Here is a 17,433-nt window from a genome sequence, read left to right on the forward strand (position 1 = left end):
TATTCACTCCTGAAACTGGCCATCAGTTTACCGGGCCTTTGGCTTCTTCGCATCCAACCGCCGCAAATGGCAGGTGACTTCTTCACGGTCGTGGTACAGCTGCTTACAGCCGATTTCCACGCGAATGCCCCGTTCCTTGAAACCTTCCTCGATCCGCTCCAGCAAGCGCTTCACTTCGGCATAGCGCTGTTTCATCGGCAGTTTCAGGTTAACCACCGCTTCACGGCAATGCCCCTCGCCGATCCAGGTTTCCAGCAAGGCCGCGTTGCGCGCCGGCTTCTCGACGATATCGCAGACCATCCAGTCCACCGGCTGTTTAGGTGTATAGGTGAAACCGTCAGCCATCAAGTGCTGCACCAGGCCCGTGTCCATCAGGCTCTCGGCCATGGGGCCGTTGTCGATGGCGGTCACCAGCATGCCACGGTTGACCAGTTGCCAGGTCCAGCCACCCGGCGCAGCGCCCAGGTCGACCCCGGTCATGTCGCTGTGCAAGCGTTCATCCCACTGATCCCGAGGGATAAAGTGGTGCCAAGCCTCTTCCAGCTTCAAGGTGGAGCGGCTTGGCGCGTCCCGCGGGAATTTCAAGCGGGGAATGCCCATGGGCCACATCGCCGAGTTATTCGACTCGGCCAGCCCCATGAACACCTCTCGGCCACTTTTAAAGGTCAGCAGCAAACGCGGTTTGCTCGGGTCCTCCACCAGCTTGCCGGCCGCCATCAGCGCCTTGCGCAGGTGCACTTCAAATTTCTTGCAGAAGTTCGACAGTTCCTTGCCATCATTGGTGTCGACCATTTCCAGCCACAGGCTGCCGCACAGCGGGAAACCTTGCAGATGGGCGAGGATCACACTGATGCGGTCAGTTTCCGGCAAATCAATAAACACCCCGCGTGCCCACTGTCTTGGGAAGATCAGCTCGGCAAAGCGCTGGCCACGCATCAGGCGCGCCGCGCCGTCCTCTTCGGTGCAGACAAATTCGGCGCAGGCGCTGCTGGTCTTGGCCTTGGCGTAGCCCGAGACGTTCAGGCGAGCGGCGTGTTCCGCGATCTCGGAACAGACTTCGCCCTCAAAACCCGGGCGGCAGTGCATAAAAAGGGTGTTCATTGACTCTCCTGGTAACCGGCCTGCTCTAGCGCAATGCCTGTCATGAAAACGCGCGCATGATAGCTGACTTCGGAACCTTGGATCTGTCCATAGAGTCCAGTTATTAGCCAGCTACTTAAAACAGGGCTAGCTTAGAAGCTCTATCCGTCCCGTCAGGTCCGTAGCCGTGCGGACCATAAGGAGTCATTCGATGTCATCCCTTGATAGCCTGAGAACCCTTAAAACCCTGGAAATCGACGACAAGACCTACCACTACTTCAGCCTGCCCGAAGCCACCAAGAGCCTGGGTGATCTGGACAAGCTGCCGATGTCGCTCAAGGTCCTGCTGGAAAACCTGCTGCGCTGGGAGGACGAAAAAACCGTCACCGGCGCCGATCTGAAGGCCATTGCCGCCTGGCTCAAGGAGCGCCGCTCCGACCGCGAGATCCAATACCGCCCGGCGCGCGTGCTGATGCAAGACTTCACCGGTGTGCCTGCCGTAGTTGACCTCGCGGCCATGCGCGCCGCCATGGCCAAGGCCGGTGGCGATCCCCAGCGGATCAATCCACTATCACCGGTGGACCTGGTGATTGACCACTCCGTGATGGTCGACAAATTTGGCACCGCCAGCGCTTTTGAGCAGAACGTCGACATCGAAATGCAGCGTAATGGCGAACGCTACGCCTTCCTGCGCTGGGGCCAGAGCGCCTTCGACAACTTCAGCGTGGTGCCGCCTGGCACCGGTATCTGCCACCAGGTCAACCTGGAGTACCTTGGCCGCACCGTGTGGACCAAGGACGAAGACGGCCGCACCTACGCCTACCCCGACACCCTGGTGGGCACCGACTCCCACACCACCATGATCAACGGTCTCGGCGTACTGGGCTGGGGCGTGGGCGGCATCGAAGCCGAAGCGGCGATGCTCGGGCAACCGGTGTCGATGCTGATCCCGGAAGTCATCGGCTTCAAGCTCACCGGCAAACTGAAAGAAGGCATCACCGCCACCGACCTCGTGCTGACCGTCACCCAGATGCTGCGTAAAAAAGGCGTAGTGGGCAAATTCGTCGAGTTCTATGGCGACGGTCTCGCCGACCTGCCACTGGCCGACCGCGCAACCATCGCCAACATGGCCCCGGAATACGGCGCCACCTGCGGCTTCTTCCCCGTGGATGACGTGACCCTGGACTACCTGCGCCTGTCGGGCCGTCCGACCGCCACCGTGAAACTGGTGGAGGCTTACACCAAGGCTCAGGGCCTGTGGCGCAAGGCGGGTCAGGAGCCGGTCTTCACCGACAGCCTGGCCCTGGAGATGGGCAGCGTCGAAGCCAGCCTCGCCGGCCCGAAACGCCCGCAAGACCGCGTCTCGCTGCCCAACGTCGGCCAAGCCTTCACTGATTTCATCGATTTGCAATTCAAACCGGCAAGCAAGGAAGTCGGCCGCCTGGAAAGCGAAGGCGGTGGCGGTGTCGCTGTAGGCAACGCCGACCTGATAGGCGAAGCCGACTACGACTTCGAAGGTCAGACCTATCGCCTGAAAAACGGGGCCGTGGTGATCGCCGCGATCACCTCCTGCACCAACACCTCCAACCCCAGCGTGATGATGGCGGCTGGCCTGGTAGCGAAAAAGGCCGTGGAGAAAGGTCTCCAGCGTAAGCCATGGGTAAAAAGCTCCCTTGCGCCGGGCTCCAAAGTGGTCACCGACTACTACAAGGCCGCGGGCCTGACTCAGTACCTGGACCAACTGGGCTTCGACCTCGTGGGTTATGGCTGCACCACCTGCATCGGCAACTCCGGTCCCCTGCCGGAACCGATTGAAAAAGCCATCCAGCAAGCCGACCTGACCGTCGCCTCCGTGCTGTCGGGCAACCGTAACTTTGAAGGCCGGGTTCACCCGCTGGTGAAGACCAATTGGCTGGCCTCCCCGCCCCTGGTGGTGGCCTACGCGCTGGCAGGCACTGTACGCATGGATATCAGCAGCGAACCGCTCGGTAACGGCTCGGATGGCAAACCCGTATACCTGCGAGACATCTGGCCCAGCAGCAAGGAAATCGCCGACGCCGTCGCGCAAGTCAGCACCGGCATGTTCCACAAGGAATACGCCGAAGTGTTTGCTGGCGACGAACAATGGCAAGCCATCGAAGTCCCGCAAGCTGCTACCTACGTGTGGCAGAAGGATTCCACCTACATCCAGCACCCACCGTTCTTCGACGACATCGCCGGGCCTCTGCCGGTAATCAAAGACGTCAAAGGCGCCAACGTCCTGGCCCTGCTCGGCGACTCGGTGACCACCGACCACATCTCCCCCGCCGGCAACATCAAGACCGACAGCCCCGCCGGCCACTACCTGCGCGAACAAGGCGTCGAACCCCGGGACTTCAACTCCTACGGCTCACGCCGGGGCAACCATGAAGTCATGATGCGCGGCACCTTCGCCAACATCCGTATCCGCAACGAAATGCTCGGCGGTGAAGAAGGCGGCAACACGATCTACATCCCTACCGGCGAGAAAATGCCGATCTACGACGCGGCCATGAAATATCAGGCATCCGGTACGCCGCTGGTGGTCATCGCGGGTCAGGAGTACGGCACCGGTTCAAGCCGCGACTGGGCGGCCAAGGGCACCAACCTGCTGGGGGTCAAGGCAGTCATCGCCGAGAGTTTTGAGCGTATTCACCGCTCTAATCTGGTGGGGATGGGTGTGTTGCCGTTGCAGTTCAAGCTGGATCAGAACCGGAAGACGTTGAAGCTGACGGGGAAGGAGAAGGTCGACATTTTGGGGCTGACGGACGCCAATATAGAGCCGCGGATGAATCTGACGCTGGTGATTACCCGGGAAGACGGCAGCAGCGAAAAAGTAGAAGTGCTGTGCAGGATCGATACGCTCAATGAGGTGGAGTACTTCAAGGCGGGGGGGATTTTGCATTATGTGTTGCGGCAACTAATCGCCTCGTAACGGACACTCGCCACACTAAACACCGCCTTTATGGGCGGTGTTTTCTTTTGGGTACACCGCGACGGTCGTTATAATGCCGCGCTGTTTACCGTCACAAGGACTCCTCATGCTTGCTCTGCCCTGGCTATACCTGGCGCTTCTTTCCATTGGCTATGTACTGGCCTTGATCTACGGGAAACTGGGATTGCTGGCGGTGGTGTCCATTGCCTTGCTGCTGGTCGCCGGCTTTGCCGTCCGCCAACAGCGAAACCCTTGGGCACGCTACCTCGGCCATGGGCTGTTTATTGTCCTGGCCCTGGGCCTCGCGATGCACTGGCTGCCAGGTTTCTATAACGGCCGCGCAATTGACCCGCAACGCTTTACCGACGACTCCGTACCCTTCTCGATGTACCTGAACCAGGATAAACCCCTGATAGGCTTCTGGTTGCTGCTGGCGTGCCCGTGGATTGTCGCCCGTCGCTCCCTGCGTCTTTCGATCTACGCCACTGCCATGGCGTTGACCCTGACGACCATCGCCGCCCTCGGTGGCGCGCTGCTGCTGGGCATTATCAGTTGGGCACCGAAATGGCCGGACCAGGCGTGGCTGTGGGTGTTGAACAACCTGTTGCTGGTGACGCTGGTGGAAGAAGCGCTGTTTCGTGGCTACATCCAGGGCGGTCTGAGCCGGCGTTTCAAGCAGTTACCCTACGGTGAAAACCTGGCGCTGCTGTTGGCATCCCTGCTGTTCGGCCTGGTTCATCTGGGCGCAGGCTGGCAGTGGACGCTGCTGGCGGGAATTGCCGGCGTCGGTTACGGGCTGGCGTATCGCTTTGGCGGCCTGGGCGCGGCGATTGCCACGCACTTCGGCTTGAACCTGCTGCACTTTGCGCTGTTTACCTACCCGATGCTGGCGGGCTGACAACGCGCCTGTCAAACGAGCACAGCCTGTGCCAGCGCCGGATCTCAACGGTGTGAGGCTGTGCCGATTGTTGCAAAAACAAGTTAAATAAAACCCCGTAACGGCCGACAACCTGTCAAAGCCTTGCGGATTGAACCACCATGCGTAATAACCAACCCGTTACCCAGCGCGAACGTACCTTCCCCGCTCAGCAACGGTTGATCTCCACCACTGATGCCAAAGGTGTGATCACTTACTGCAACGACGCCTTTGTCGAAATCAGTGGGTTTTCCCATGACGAGCTGACGCGCGCGCCGCACAATCTGGTTCGCCATCCGGACGTACCGGCGGCGGTGTTCGCACACATGTGGTCCACGCTCAAACAAGGCTTGCCATGGATGGGCATCGTCAAGAACCGCTGCAAGAACGGCGATCATTATTGGGTCAACGCCTATGTGACGCCGGTCTTCGACGGTAATCAGGTGATCGGATACGAATCGGTGCGGGTCAAGCCCACCGCCGAGCAGATCCGCCGCGCCGAAGCGCTGTACCAGCGCATCAACCAGGGCAAGCCGGCCATTCCACGCCGTGACAAGTGGCTGCCGGTGCTGCAGGACTGGTTGCCGTTTATCCTGGTCAGCCAGTTAAGCTTCCTGATTGGCGTGTGGCTTAACTCGCATTGGGGCTTTGCCCTGGCGGCGGCGCTTTCGGTGCCGTTGGGCTTGCTGGGTTTGTCCTGGCAACAACGCGGCCTCAAACGCCTGTTGCGCCTGGCCGAACAGACCACTTCCGACCCGCTGATCGCGCAGATGTACACCGACAGTCGTGGCGCACAGGCACGTCTGGAGATGTCGATCCTGAGTCAGGAAGCCCGTCTGAAGACGTGTCTGACACGCTTGCAGGACACCGCCGAGCACCTCAATGAGCAGGCGCGACAGTCCAATACCTTGGCGCATAACAGCTCCAGCGGCCTGGAACGCCAACGCGTGGAGACCGAACAAGTGGCCACGGCGGTCAATCAGATGGCGGCAACGACCCAGGAAGTGGCCAGCCATGTGCAGCGCACGGCGGACGCTACTCAGGAAGCCAATCGCCTCACCGGTCGCGGCCGCGATATTGCCGGAGAAACCCGCGACGCTATCCAGCGTCTGTCGGCGGCCGTCGGCGAAACCGGCGTGACCGTGACCCAACTGGCCAAGGACAGCGATGAAATCGGCGGCGTAGTCGACGTGATCAAAGGCATTGCCGACCAGACCAACCTGCTGGCCTTGAACGCGGCCATCGAAGCGGCCCGTGCCGGGGAGATGGGTCGTGGTTTTGCGGTGGTGGCCGATGAAGTACGGCAATTGGCGCAGCGCACCGCCGAGTCCACTGGGCAGATCCATACACTGATCGCCAAGCTGCAGCAGACCGCCAGCGCGGCCGTGCAGACCATGGATGCCGGGCATCGTCAGGCAGAAGAAGGTGTGGCGCGGGTGATGGAGGCGGATGCAGCGCTGGTGGGGATCAGTGAAGCGGTGGCCAATATCACCGACATGACCACACAGATCGCCGCCGCCACCGAAGAGCAAAGCGCCGTGGCCGAAGAGATCAGCCGCAATATCAGCACGATTGCGCTGTTGGCGGATCAGACGTCGGAGCAGGCGTTGAACTCGGCGCAGTTGAGTGAAGAGCTGACGCATACGGCGAATACCCAGTACTCGCTGGTGGAACGGTTTAACCGGTAAATCGCTTTCGCGAGCAAGCCCGCTCCTACATTTTGACCGTATTCATTCAGAACAACTCGGTCGAATGTGGGAGCGGGCTTGCTCGCGAAAGGGCCCTAACAGGCGCCGAGAAACCCAGACACCTTCACCGCCGCAGCCTCCAAGTGCTGCTCATGACTAAACCCCGAGGCCTTCAACGGCTTCAAATCATGATCCCCCGCCACCAACCACATCACTTCGATGCTCGGCGACAACGCATACCCTTCCACCGCCGCCCGATTGCCCAGCGCATCCCGCTCGCCCTGAACAATCAACGTCGGCGTCTTCAATCCAGCCAAATGCTCGGTCCTTGGCTTTTCCGGCTTGCCCACCGCATAAAACGGATACCCCAGACACACCAGCCCATCCGCGCTCAATTCGTCAGCCAGCAAACTGGCCATCCGCCCGCCCATGGACTTGCCGCCAATGGCCAAACGCCCAGCGACATGACGTCGCACCTCGGCATGCACCTCATGCCAGCATTCCAACAGTTTTGGCGCTGGATTCGGCGGGCGTTTGCCGCCATCCACACGGCGCTGGGCCATGTAGGGAAACTCGAAGCGCAATACGTTCACGCCATGCCCGGCAAGGCGTTCAGCCATGTCGTTCATAAAGCCCGAGTCCATCGGCGCGCCCGCACCGTGGGCCAGGATCAGCGTCACGGATTCGTCCGGGGCGACGCCTGAGGCGACATCCCAAATCCAGCCGCGTTCCCGCACACACCGCGCCCATTGATCCCCGTCAATACTGGCCTTGTGCTCTTTGCCCATGCTTACCTCGCTTTTTAGTCTGCCTATAACTCCAGCCCAAGTGCCGCATTGGCTTGGGTTGAACCGTGGATGGGGAACCATGAACACTACTTTAAGTACCGCCTATAACTACAAGGTGGTCCGCCAATTCGCCATTATGACGGTGGTGTGGGGCATCGTTGGCATGGGGCTCGGGGTTTTTCTCGCTGCCCAGTTGGTATGGCCCGAACTCAACTTCAACCTGCCTTGGACCAGTTTCGGTCGCCTGCGCCCGTTGCACACAAACGCGGTGATTTTTGCCTTCGGTGGCTGCGCTTTGTTTGCCAGCTCCTTCTACTCGGTGCAACGCACCTGCCAGACTCAACTGTTCGCACCAAAAATTGCACAGTTCTGCTTCTGGGGCTGGCAGTTGGTCATTGTGTTGGCCGCGATCACCTTGCCGCTGGGCTACACCAGTTCCAAGGAATACGCCGAGCTGGAATGGCCAATCGACATCCTGATCACCATCGTCTGGGTCGCCTACGCCATCGTGTTCTTCGGCACGATCATGAAGCGCAACACCAAACACATCTATGTGGGTAACTGGTTTTTCGGTGCATTCATCATCACCGTGGCCATTCTGCACATCGTCAATAACCTGGAAATCCCGGTCAGCCTGACCAAGTCCTACTCCCTCTACGGCGGTGCGACGGATGCCATGGTGCAGTGGTGGTACGGCCACAACGCGGTAGGTTTCTTCCTCACCGCCGGCTTCCTCGGAATGATGTACTACTTCGTGCCGAAACAGGCCGAACGTCCGGTGTACTCCTATCGTTTGTCCATCGTGCACTTCTGGGCCCTGATCACCCTGTATATCTGGGCAGGCCCCCACCACCTGCACTACACCGCACTGCCGGACTGGGCGCAGTCGTTGGGCATGGTGATGTCGCTGGTGCTGCTGGCACCGAGCTGGGGCGGCATGATCAACGGCATGATGACGCTCTCGGGCGCCTGGCATAAGTTGCGCAGCGACCCGATCCTGCGCTTCCTGGTGGTATCCCTGGCGTTCTACGGTATGTCGACCTTCGAAGGCCCGATGATGGCCATCAAGACCGTCAACGCTCTCTCCCACTACACCGACTGGACCATCGGCCACGTACACGCCGGCGCGCTTGGCTGGGTGGCAATGATCTCCATCGGCGCGCTGTACCACATGATCCCGAAAATCTTCGGTCGCGAGCAGATGTACAGCCTCGGCCTGATCAACGCGCATTTCTGGCTGGCCACGATCGGCACCGTGCTCTACATCGCGTCGATGTGGGTCAACGGCATCGCCCAGGGCCTGATGTGGCGTGCGGTCAACGAAGACGGCACCCTGACCTACTCCTTCGTCGAAACCCTGGTGGCCAGCCACCCAGGCTTCATCGTGCGTTTGGTGGGCGGTGCGATCTTCCTCAGCGGCATGTTCCTGATGGCCTACAACACTTGGCGCACCGTGCGTTCGGCGCAACCCGCCGAAGCCACCACTGCCGCGCAGATGGCCTGAGGAGTCGATGATGAAACACGAAACCATTGAAAAGAACGTCGGCCTGCTGATGCTGTTGATGGTGCTCGCCGTGAGCATCGGCGGCCTGACCCAGATCGTCCCGTTGTTCTTCCAGGACGTCACCAACAAGCCGGTGGAAGGCATGAAGCCCTACACCGCGCTGCAACTGGAAGGCCGCGACATCTACATCCGCGAAGGCTGCGTACAGTGCCACTCGCAGATGATCCGGCCGTTCCGCGCCGAAACCGAGCGCTACGGCCACTACTCGGTCGCCGGTGAAAGCGTGTGGGACCACCCGTTCCTGTGGGGCTCCAAGCGCACCGGGCCGGACCTGGCTCGCGTTGGTGCGCGCTACTCGGACGACTGGCACCGCGCGCACTTGTACAACCCGCGCAACGTGGTACCGGAGTCAAAAATGCCGGCCTATCCATGGCTGGTCACCGCCCAAGTCGACAGCAGCCACACCGAGACCAAGCTCAAGGTCATGCGCACCCTCGGCGTGCCCTACACCGACGACGACATCAGCGGCGCGGTAGCCAGCCTCAAGGGCAAGACCGAAATGGACGCGCTGGTTTCGTACCTGCAAGTGCTTGGCACTGCCATCAAGAGCAAGAGGTGAGCCATGGGATTTGAATTCGATGCAGGCACCCTCCGTGGCCTGGGCACGCTGATTGTGGCCATCGCTTTTATCGGCCTGTCGCTCTGGGTATTCAACAGCCGGCGCAACGCGGAGTTCGAGCAGGCACGCCTGTTGCCGTTTGCCGATGAACCCATGCCTACCACCGACGCTCAAGAAGAGCCTGTAACAAGGAGCATCCGGCCATGACGACCTTCTGGAGTACATGGATCTGCGCACTGACCCTCGGCAGCCTGATCGGCCTGACCTGGCTGTTGATCGGCACCCGCAAAGGCGAAACCCGCGGCAGCGTCGACCAGACCATGGGCCACGCGTTCGACGGGATCGAGGAATACGACAACCCGCTGCCGCAATGGTGGTTCATGCTGTTTGCCGGAACCCTGGTATTTGCGGTCGGCTACCTGATCCTCTACCCGGGCCTGGGCAACTGGAAAGGCGTGTTGCCGGGCTATGAAGACGGCTGGACCCAGACCAAGGAATGGGACAAGGAAATGGCCAGGGCCGACGCCAAGTTCGGGCCGATCTTCGCCAAATTCTCGGCCATGCCCGTGGAAGACGTCGCGAAAGACCCACAAGCGCTGAAAATGGGCGGCCGCTTGTTCGCCTCCAACTGCTCGGTGTGCCACGGCTCGGATGCCAAGGGCGCGTACGGTTTCCCGAACCTGGCGGACAACCTCTGGCGCTGGGGTGGTTCGGCAGAGGCCATCAAGGCGACGATCATGAACGGCCGTCATGCCGCAATGCCAGCCTGGGGTGACGTGCTGGGTGAAGACGGGGTGAAAAACGTCGCCGCCTATGTGCGTCACGATCTGGCTAAACTGCCGCTGCCGGCTGATAGCACCGCCGATGTGGCGGCTGGCCAAACGGCATTCAGCACCACTTGCGTGGCCTGTCACGGGCCGGATGGCCATGGTGTTGAAGCCATGGGCGCGCCGAACCTGACGCAGCCAAGCGGCTTTATCTACGGCACCAGTCTGGCGCAGTTGCAGCAGACCATTCGCCACGGTCGCCAGGGCCAGATGCCAGCGCAGGAAGTGCTGCAAGGCAATGACAAGGTGCATTTGCTCGCCGCCTACGTCTACAGCCTGTCCCACAACGCCGATGGCGCAACGCCTGAAAGCCGGCCTGAGTAACACGGCAATACCGAACAGCCGCATCTGATCAAGGTGCGGCAGTTCATACCTCTTTGCGACCCATTGTCGCACCTGCCTGATTGCTGACTTTCCCCTCCTGCCATTCGGGTCTACGCTTGTCCCCACAGTGGACTGGCTTTGGCCGGTCGACGGCCGACTTGCACTCGATGGGTTGAACATTTCTGCTCGATGACAGGCGCAAAGGCTGGCAGTGACCGGCTGTCGTGCCACTACCCCGTCGTCACCCGGGCCGCTTGTTTACACACACCAAGTTACAAGTACCTTCGACCCTTCAAATTTCCTGTCCAACTCGTCAGCTTTTCATATTGGATTTTGTCCTTACGCCAAACATGGAAAGGGCGCAGAATCTGGTTTGGAACGCATTGACGCAGGTCACCTTGCGTTGCAATGGAACCCTGCTTTCTCCATACTTGCGACCGATTTTTACCCTATAAAAAAACCTAAACCGTGGAACCTTAGAATGAGCACAGCAATCAGTCCGACTGCTTATAACTATAAGGTAGTCCGCCAGTTCGCCATCATGACGGTGGTCTGGGGGATCCTTGGCATGGGGCTCGGTGTCTTCATCGCCTCGCAACTGGTTTGGCCAGAGTTGAATTTTGGCCTGCCGTGGACGACGTTTGGACGCCTGCGCCCACTGCACACCAACCTGGTGATCTTCGCCTTCGGTGGATGTGCACTGTTTGCCACTTCTTACTACGTCGTGCAGCGAACCTGCCAGACCCGACTGATTTCAGACTCACTGGCGGCCTTTACCTTCTGGGGCTGGCAAGCGGTCATCATCGGCGCAATCATTACCCTCCCGCTGGGTTACACCACCACCAAGGAATACGCCGAGCTGGAATGGCCTATCGCCATTTTGCTGGCGATTGTCTGGGTCACCTACGGTGCGGTGTTCTTCGGCACCATCGTCAAGCGCAAGACCAAACACATCTATGTGGGTAACTGGTTCTACGGGGCTTTCATCGTCGTGACGGCGATGCTGCACATCGTCAACCACGCCTCGCTGCCGGTGAGTTTCTTCAAGTCCTACTCGGCCTACGCCGGTGCGACCGACGCGATGATCCAATGGTGGTACGGCCACAACGCCGTAGGCTTTTTCCTCACCACGGGTTTTCTGGGGATGATGTACTACTTCGTGCCAAAACAGGCCGAGCGTCCGATCTACTCCTATCGCCTGTCCATCGTGCACTTCTGGGCGCTGATCACCCTGTACATCTGGGCAGGTCCGCACCACCTGCACTACACCGCCCTGCCGGACTGGGCTCAGTCCCTGGGCATGGCGATGTCGATCATCCTGCTGGCGCCAAGCTGGGGCGGCATGATCAACGGCATGATGACCCTGTCGGGCGCCTGGCATAAGCTGCGCACCGACCCGATCCTGCGGTTCCTGGTGGTTTCGCTGGCGTTCTACGGCATGTCGACTTTCGAAGGCCCGATGATGGCCATCAAGACCGTCAACTCGCTCTCCCACTACACCGACTGGACCATCGGCCACGTACACGCCGGCGCTCTCGGTTGGGTGGCGATGATCTCCATCGGTGCGCTGTACCACATGATCCCGAAACTGTTCGGACGTGCGCAGATGCACAGCGTCAGCCTGATCAACACCCACTTCTGGCTCGCCACCATCGGTACCGTGCTCTACATCGCTTCGATGTGGGTCAACGGCATCACCCAGGGCCTGATGTGGCGTGCAATCAACGATGACGGCACCCTCACCTACTCCTTTGTCGAAGCACTGCAAGCCAGCCATCCTGGCTTCATCGTACGTGCCATCGGTGGTGCGTTCTTTGCCAGCGGCATGCTGTTCATGGCCTACAACGTGTGGCGCACCGTTCGCGCCTCGAACCCGGCTGAAGCTGAAGCCGCCGCTCAGATCGCTGTAGTGGGAGCTCACTGATGAAGCATGAAGTAGTCGAGAAGAATATCGGCCTGCTGGCCTTCTTCATGGTCATCGCCGTGAGCATCGGCGGCCTGACCCAGATCGTTCCGCTGTTTTTCCAGGACGTCACCAACAAGCCGGTAGAAGGCATGAAGCCACGCACCGCCCTTGAACTGGAAGGCCGCGACGTCTACATCGCCAACGGTTGCGTCGGCTGCCACTCGCAGATGATCCGCCCGTTCCGCGCCGAAACCGAACGCTATGGCCACTACTCGGTTGCCGGTGAAAGCGTTTGGGACCACCCGTTCCTGTGGGGTTCCAAGCGTACCGGTCCGGACCTGGCCCGTGTGGGCGGTCGTTACTCCGATGACTGGCAGCGTGCGCACTTGTACAACCCGCGCAACGTGGTTCCCGAGTCGAAAATGCCGGCGTACCCGTTCCTCGTGGAAAACAAGCTCGACGGCAAGGACACCGCGAAGAAAATGGAAGTCTTGCGCACCCTGGGCGTGCCTTACACCGACGAAGACATCGCCGGCGCCAGGGATGCCGTGAAGGGCAAGACCGAAATGGACGCACTGGTGGCCTATCTGCAAGGCCTGGGCACCATCATCAAAAGCAAACGGTGATCTGGATGGATATCGGGATGATTCGAGGCCTGGGCACCGTTGTCGTGATGGTGGCCTTTATCGGGCTGGCGCTGTGGGTGTTCAGCCCCAAGCGCAAGTCGGAGTTTGAAGACGCGACCTTGCTGCCCTTTGCGGATGATCCCGAAGCTATCAAGCACGTCGAGCAAGCTTCTAGGAGTAACAAAGAATGACTACGTTCTGGAGTCTGTACGTCACAGTCCTCAGCCTGGGTACCATTTTCGCCCTGACCTGGCTGCTGCTGTCGACCCGCAAGGGCCAGCGCGCCGAGCAAACGGACGAGACGGTTGGCCACTCGTTCGACGGGATCGAGGAATACGACAACCCGCTGCCGAAATGGTGGTTCATGCTGTTCGTCGGCACCATCATCTTTGCCCTGGGTTACCTGGCGCTGTACCCGGGCCTGGGTAACTGGAAAGGCCTGCTGCCAGGCTACGCCTACCTCGATAACGACAAGCAAACCCCGTTTGCCAACGGGCAGACCGGCTGGACCGGCGTGCACGAGTGGGAAAAGGAAATGGCCAGGTCGGACGCCAAGTTCGGGCCGATCTTTGCCAAGTTCGCGTCGATGCCGATCGAAGAAGTGGCTAAAGACCCACAAGCCTTGAAGATGGGGGGCCGCCTGTTCGCCTCCAACTGCTCGGTGTGCCACGGTTCCGACGCCAAGGGCGCCTATGGCTTCCCCAACCTGACCGACGCCGACTGGCGCTGGGGCGGGGAGCCCGCCACCATCAAGGAAACCATCATGAAAGGCCGCCACGCGGTGATGCCGGCCTGGGCCGAAGTCATTGGCGAGCAAGGTGTGGCCGACGTGGCCGGCTTTGTCGTGAGCAACCTCGACGGCCGCAAACTGCCGGAAGGCGCCAAGGCTGACGTGGCCAACGGCGAGAAACTCTTCGCTGCCAACTGCGTGGCCTGCCACGGCCCGGCCGGTAAAGGTACGCCAGCGATGGGCGCACCTGACCTGACTCACCCGGGCGCGTTCATCTATGGTTCGAGCTTCGCCCAGTTGCAGCAGACCATCCGTTATGGCCGTCAGGGCCAGATGCCTGCGCAAGAGCAACTGCAAGGCAACGACAAGGTGCACTTGCTGGCGGCGTATGTTTACAGCCTGTCCCATGGGGACAAGCCGGCTGACGCCGAGTAAGGTAAACAGCGATACAAAAACGGCCCCGCCAATGAAAATTGGCGGGGCTTTTTTGTTTTGGAGGTAGCGGCAAGCAAAGAACACATCGACCGCTCGTAGCTTCGAGCTTGTGGCTTGCTCCAGCGAAGTAGTAACGTAACTACATTCACCTTAATTAAAGGGGAGGTACCCCGTGACCATCACCACTATTTCCAGCCGCGAATTCAATCAAGACACAAGCGGTGCCAAAAAAGCCACCCGCCAAGGACCGGTTTTTATCACTGATCGAGGCAAGCCAGCCCATGTACTGCTAAGCATTGAGGACTATCAAAACCTGACAGGCCTCAATGCCGACATCGTTGACCTGTTGGTGATGCCAGAAGCGGCAGACATCGAGTTCGAAACCGAGCGCGCCGTGATCATTCATCGACCCGTGGACCTCTCCTGATGTACTTACTCGACACCAATGTCATTTCCGAACTGCGCAAACCCCAGGCGGACGCCAAAGTCGTCGCCTGGGCCAAGAGCGTCATCGCACCCCGCATGTATATTTCGGCCATTACCTTGAAGGAACTGGAGACAGGGGTACTACGGATGGAGCGCCGAGACCCTGTTCAAGGGAAGGTACTGCGCACCTGGCTGAGGCGTCACGTAATGCCAGCATTCGATGCCAGAATCTTACCGGTTGATGCCGCTGTGGCACTACGCTGCGCTAGCTTGCATGTTCCGGATCAAGCCAACGAGAGCGACGCCCTCATCGCCGCGACGGCCCTGGTTCATGGCCTGACAGTGGTCACCCGCAATACCAGCGATTTTCAGTCCAGCGGCGTTGCACTGATCAACCCATGGGACGAATGACCTCCCCTGCGGAAAAAACCGTCCATACTTCACAAGTCAATTGACCCAGATCACGTACACCATCAATTGATTTCCCCCAACGCGACCAAAGGTCGCACCCGTTCGCCGGCACTACAGGCGTATCATTACGCCACTGCAACACCCCTATTTTGACCCCGGTTGGCACGTACTGGCCGAGGCAATCTCCACTGCCGTGGGATGCAATGATGAGCAACCAGATTCCGGTACATGACGTTACCCCGCCTGCCAAAAATCCGAGCAACACCGTCGATCTCTACGCGTCCCGGGAGAAAATCTACACTCGGGCTTTTACCGGTCTGTTTCGCAACCTGCGGATGGTCGGCGGCGCCGGGTTGTTCCTGCTGTACTTCGGCACCGTATGGCTGAACTGGGGCGGTCACCAGGCTGTGTGGTGGAACCTGCCAGAGCGTAAATTCTTCATTTTTGGCGCAACCTTCTGGCCCCAGGACTTCATCCTGCTGTCGGGCCTCCTGATTATTTCTGCGTTTGGCCTGTTCTTCATCACCGTGTACGCCGGGCGGATCTGGTGCGGCTATACCTGCCCGCAAAGCGTCTGGACCTGGATCTTCATGTGGTGCGAAAAAGTCACTGAAGGCGACCGCAACCAGCGCATCAAGCTGGACAAGGCGCCGATGAGCGCCAACAAGTTCCTGCGCAAGTTCAGCAAGCACAGCCTGTGGTTGGTCATCGGCTTTGTCACCGGCATGACCTTTGTCGGCTACTTCTCGCCGATCCGTGAACTGGTGTTCGACTTCTTCACCGGGCAGGCCGATGGCTGGTCGTATTTCTGGGTCGGCTTCTTCACCCTCGCCACCTACGGCAACGCCGGCTGGCTGCGCGAGCAAGTGTGTATCTACATGTGCCCGTACGCGCGCTTCCAGAGTGTGATGTTCGACAAGGACACGCTGATCGTTTCCTACGACCCACGCCGTGGAGAAGCCCGTGGCCCGCGCAAGAAAGGCATCGACTACAAGGCCGAGGGCCTGGGGGATTGCATCGACTGCACCATGTGCGTGCAAGTCTGCCCGACCGGCATCGACATCCGCGATGGCCTGCAGATCGAGTGCATCGGCTGCGCCGCCTGCATTGATGCCTGCGACAACATCATGGACAAGATGGAATACCCGCGCGGGCTGATCAGTTACACCACCGAGCACAACCTCTCAGGACAGAAAACCCATAAGCTGCGACCACGCCTGATCGGTTACGCGCTGGTGCTATTGGCGATGATCAGCCTGTTGGTGACGGCGTTCTTCATGCGTTCGTTGGTGGGCTTTGATGTCAGTAAAGACCGGGTGCTGTACCGCGAGAACGCCGAAGGGCGAATCGAAAACGTCTACAGCCTGAAGATCATGAACAAGGATCAGCGCGACCATACCTACGTGTTGGAAGCTTCGGGCCTGCCGGACCTCAAGCTGCAAGGCAAGCGCGAGATCAAGGTCGGCGCCGGGGAAATCTTCAGCATGCCGGTGGAGTTGTCGAGCGCACCGGAACAATTGCCATCCAGCACCAACGAGGTGAAATTCACCCTCAAGGATGCCGATGACGACAGCGTCCACATTGACGCCAAGAGCCGATTCATCGGCCCACAAGTCCGTTAAACAAAAAGTCCGTTAACAAGAGAGCAGAACAATGCCCGCAGCAACTGCCGCAAGCCCTTGGTACAAGCACCTCTGGCCCTGGATCATCATTGGTATCCTGGCCTGCTCGGTGACCTTGACCTTGTCCATGGTGACCATCGCGGTGAAGAACCCGGACAACCTGGTCAACGACAACTACTATGAGGCCGGCAAAGGCATCAACCGCTCCCTGGACCGTGAGTTGCTGGCCCAGACCCTGCAACTGCGCGCCACGATGCACCTGGACGAACTGACCGGTGAGGTCGATCTGCGCCTGACCGGCAACAGCCAGCCAGCCACCCTGGAACTGAACCTGATTTCGCCGACCCAGCCAGAGAAGGATCGCAAGATCGTCCTGGCCCGCAGTGAAAGCGAACAGGGTCGTTATATCGGCCAACTGTCCGACAAAGTCGAAGGCCGTCGTTTCGTGGAACTGCTGGGCGTACAAGACAACCAGACCTGGCGTATGTTTGAGGAAGAGCAGGTCAGCCACGACAAGGACTTGCTGCTGGGCGATGAGCCGTTGCAGGGCGCTGAAGACCTGAAAAACTAGCCACGAC

General features: G+C 59.7%; 17 protein-coding genes. 15 read left to right on the forward strand and 2 right to left on the reverse strand.

Annotated features, from left to right (window positions below; all coding sequences use genetic code 11):
- Positions 1 to 27: 27 nt before the first annotated feature.
- Positions 28 to 1,101 (reverse strand): 23S rRNA (cytidine(2498)-2'-O)-methyltransferase RlmM, encoded by a 1,074-nt coding sequence (gene rlmM / locus J7E41_RS15130; protein WP_214994001.1) that lies wholly within the window; start codon positions 1,099 to 1,101, stop codon positions 28 to 30.
- A gap of 190 nt (positions 1,102 to 1,291) precedes the next feature.
- On the opposite strand from rlmM, the gene acnA reads away from it, so the two are divergent.
- The 3 genes from acnA to J7E41_RS15145 all read left to right on the forward strand — a co-directional run bounded on the left by acnA (position 1,292) and on the right by J7E41_RS15145 (position 6,637).
- Positions 1,292 to 4,033, forward strand: a complete 2,742-nt coding sequence (acnA, locus tag J7E41_RS15135; RefSeq protein WP_214994002.1) for an aconitate hydratase AcnA — start codon at positions 1,292 to 1,294, stop codon at positions 4,031 to 4,033.
- A 106-nt stretch (positions 4,034 to 4,139) separates the two neighbouring features.
- The gene (locus J7E41_RS15140; RefSeq protein WP_214994005.1) at positions 4,140 to 4,931 is read left to right on the forward strand and encodes a CPBP family intramembrane glutamic endopeptidase; all 792 of its coding nucleotides are present in this window, start codon (positions 4,140 to 4,142) and stop codon (positions 4,929 to 4,931) included.
- Between the two features lie 140 nt (positions 4,932 to 5,071).
- Positions 5,072 to 6,637: a methyl-accepting chemotaxis protein gene (locus J7E41_RS15145; RefSeq protein WP_214994007.1), complete on the forward strand. Its 1,566-nt coding sequence runs from the start codon at positions 5,072 to 5,074 to the stop codon at positions 6,635 to 6,637.
- Between the two features lie 95 nt (positions 6,638 to 6,732).
- Here the strand turns inward: J7E41_RS15145 and J7E41_RS15150 are convergent, their stop codons facing one another.
- On the reverse strand, positions 6,733 to 7,425 hold the full coding sequence (locus J7E41_RS15150) for an alpha/beta family hydrolase (RefSeq protein ID WP_251029507.1): 693 nt from the start codon (positions 7,423 to 7,425) through the stop codon (positions 6,733 to 6,735).
- A 79-nt stretch (positions 7,426 to 7,504) separates the two neighbouring features.
- Between J7E41_RS15150 and ccoN (J7E41_RS15155) the strand changes: the two genes are divergently transcribed.
- The 12 genes from ccoN (J7E41_RS15155) (at position 7,505) to J7E41_RS15210 (ending at position 17,426) form a co-directional block, all read left to right on the forward strand.
- Positions 7,505 to 8,929, forward strand: a complete 1,425-nt coding sequence (ccoN, locus tag J7E41_RS15155) for a cytochrome-c oxidase, cbb3-type subunit I (RefSeq protein WP_214994009.1) — start codon at positions 7,505 to 7,507, stop codon at positions 8,927 to 8,929.
- 10 nt (positions 8,930 to 8,939) lie between these two features.
- On the forward strand, positions 8,940 to 9,548 hold the full coding sequence (gene ccoO, locus J7E41_RS15160; RefSeq protein ID WP_034108140.1) for a cytochrome-c oxidase, cbb3-type subunit II: 609 nt from the start codon (positions 8,940 to 8,942) through the stop codon (positions 9,546 to 9,548).
- A gap of 3 nt (positions 9,549 to 9,551) precedes the next feature.
- Positions 9,552 to 9,755, forward strand: coding sequence for a cbb3-type cytochrome oxidase subunit 3 (locus J7E41_RS15165; protein WP_214994011.1), 204 nt, complete (start codon positions 9,552 to 9,554; stop codon positions 9,753 to 9,755).
- The gene (gene ccoP, locus J7E41_RS15170) at positions 9,752 to 10,699 is read left to right on the forward strand and encodes a cytochrome-c oxidase, cbb3-type subunit III (RefSeq protein ID WP_214994013.1); all 948 of its coding nucleotides are present in this window, start codon (positions 9,752 to 9,754) and stop codon (positions 10,697 to 10,699) included. The genes J7E41_RS15165 and ccoP (J7E41_RS15170) overlap by 4 nt, the downstream gene beginning before the upstream one ends.
- Before the next feature lie 481 nt (positions 10,700 to 11,180).
- The gene (gene ccoN / locus J7E41_RS15175; RefSeq protein ID WP_214994015.1) at positions 11,181 to 12,623 is read left to right on the forward strand and encodes a cytochrome-c oxidase, cbb3-type subunit I; all 1,443 of its coding nucleotides are present in this window, start codon (positions 11,181 to 11,183) and stop codon (positions 12,621 to 12,623) included.
- Positions 12,623 to 13,231, forward strand: coding sequence for a cytochrome-c oxidase, cbb3-type subunit II (gene ccoO, locus J7E41_RS15180; RefSeq protein WP_214994017.1), 609 nt, complete (start codon positions 12,623 to 12,625; stop codon positions 13,229 to 13,231). The genes ccoN (J7E41_RS15175) and ccoO (J7E41_RS15180) overlap by 1 nt, the downstream gene beginning before the upstream one ends.
- 5 nt (positions 13,232 to 13,236) lie before the next feature.
- Entirely contained in the window at positions 13,237 to 13,422 is a 186-nt protein-coding gene (locus J7E41_RS15185) for a CcoQ/FixQ family Cbb3-type cytochrome c oxidase assembly chaperone (RefSeq protein ID WP_003175465.1), read from the forward strand.
- Positions 13,419 to 14,396: a cytochrome-c oxidase, cbb3-type subunit III gene (gene ccoP, locus J7E41_RS15190; RefSeq protein ID WP_214994020.1), complete on the forward strand. Its 978-nt coding sequence runs from the start codon at positions 13,419 to 13,421 to the stop codon at positions 14,394 to 14,396. Before J7E41_RS15185 ends, ccoP (J7E41_RS15190) begins: the two co-directional genes overlap by 4 nt.
- A 172-nt stretch (positions 14,397 to 14,568) precedes the next feature.
- Positions 14,569 to 14,823 (forward strand): type II toxin-antitoxin system Phd/YefM family antitoxin, encoded by a 255-nt coding sequence (locus J7E41_RS15195; protein ID WP_214994022.1) that lies wholly within the window; start codon positions 14,569 to 14,571, stop codon positions 14,821 to 14,823.
- On the forward strand, positions 14,823 to 15,233 hold the full coding sequence (locus tag J7E41_RS15200; protein ID WP_214994024.1) for a type II toxin-antitoxin system VapC family toxin: 411 nt from the start codon (positions 14,823 to 14,825) through the stop codon (positions 15,231 to 15,233). Before J7E41_RS15195 ends, J7E41_RS15200 begins: the two co-directional genes overlap by 1 nt.
- A 206-nt stretch (positions 15,234 to 15,439) precedes the next feature.
- Positions 15,440 to 16,855 (forward strand): cytochrome c oxidase accessory protein CcoG, encoded by a 1,416-nt coding sequence (ccoG, locus tag J7E41_RS15205; RefSeq protein ID WP_214994026.1) that lies wholly within the window; start codon positions 15,440 to 15,442, stop codon positions 16,853 to 16,855.
- A 31-nt stretch (positions 16,856 to 16,886) separates the two neighbouring features.
- Positions 16,887 to 17,426 (forward strand): FixH family protein, encoded by a 540-nt coding sequence (locus J7E41_RS15210; protein WP_214994028.1) that lies wholly within the window; start codon positions 16,887 to 16,889, stop codon positions 17,424 to 17,426.
- Positions 17,427 to 17,433 lie beyond the last annotated feature (7 nt).

The organism is Pseudomonas fluorescens (assembly GCF_018614655.1).
Lineage (GTDB): Bacteria > Pseudomonadota > Gammaproteobacteria > Pseudomonadales > Pseudomonadaceae > Aquipseudomonas > Aquipseudomonas fluorescens_BX.

Coding starts and splice junctions, on each gene's coding strand:
- rlmM (WP_214994001.1), bottom strand. CDS start 1,101: ATGAACACCCTTTTTATGCACTGCCGCCCGGGTTTTGAGGGCGAAGTC.
- J7E41_RS15150 (WP_251029507.1), bottom strand. CDS start 7,425: ATGGGCAAAGAGCACAAGGCCAGTATTGACGGGGATCAATGGGCGCGG.
- ccoO (WP_034108140.1), top strand. CDS start 8,940: ATGAAACACGAAACCATTGAAAAGAACGTCGGCCTGCTGATGCTGTTG.
- ccoG (WP_214994026.1), top strand. CDS start 15,440: ATGAGCAACCAGATTCCGGTACATGACGTTACCCCGCCTGCCAAAAAT.
- J7E41_RS15165 (WP_214994011.1), top strand. CDS start 9,552: ATGGGATTTGAATTCGATGCAGGCACCCTCCGTGGCCTGGGCACGCTG.
- ccoP (WP_214994020.1), top strand. CDS start 13,419: ATGACTACGTTCTGGAGTCTGTACGTCACAGTCCTCAGCCTGGGTACC.
- J7E41_RS15140 (WP_214994005.1), top strand. CDS start 4,140: ATGCTTGCTCTGCCCTGGCTATACCTGGCGCTTCTTTCCATTGGCTAT.
- acnA (WP_214994002.1), top strand. CDS start 1,292: ATGTCATCCCTTGATAGCCTGAGAACCCTTAAAACCCTGGAAATCGAC.
- ccoP (WP_214994013.1), top strand. CDS start 9,752: ATGACGACCTTCTGGAGTACATGGATCTGCGCACTGACCCTCGGCAGC.
- ccoN (WP_214994009.1), top strand. CDS start 7,505: ATGAACACTACTTTAAGTACCGCCTATAACTACAAGGTGGTCCGCCAA.
- J7E41_RS15210 (WP_214994028.1), top strand. CDS start 16,887: ATGCCCGCAGCAACTGCCGCAAGCCCTTGGTACAAGCACCTCTGGCCC.
- ccoO (WP_214994017.1), top strand. CDS start 12,623: ATGAAGCATGAAGTAGTCGAGAAGAATATCGGCCTGCTGGCCTTCTTC.
- ccoN (WP_214994015.1), top strand. CDS start 11,181: ATGAGCACAGCAATCAGTCCGACTGCTTATAACTATAAGGTAGTCCGC.
- J7E41_RS15145 (WP_214994007.1), top strand. CDS start 5,072: ATGCGTAATAACCAACCCGTTACCCAGCGCGAACGTACCTTCCCCGCT.
- J7E41_RS15200 (WP_214994024.1), top strand. CDS start 14,823: ATGTACTTACTCGACACCAATGTCATTTCCGAACTGCGCAAACCCCAG.
- J7E41_RS15185 (WP_003175465.1), top strand. CDS start 13,237: ATGGATATCGGGATGATTCGAGGCCTGGGCACCGTTGTCGTGATGGTG.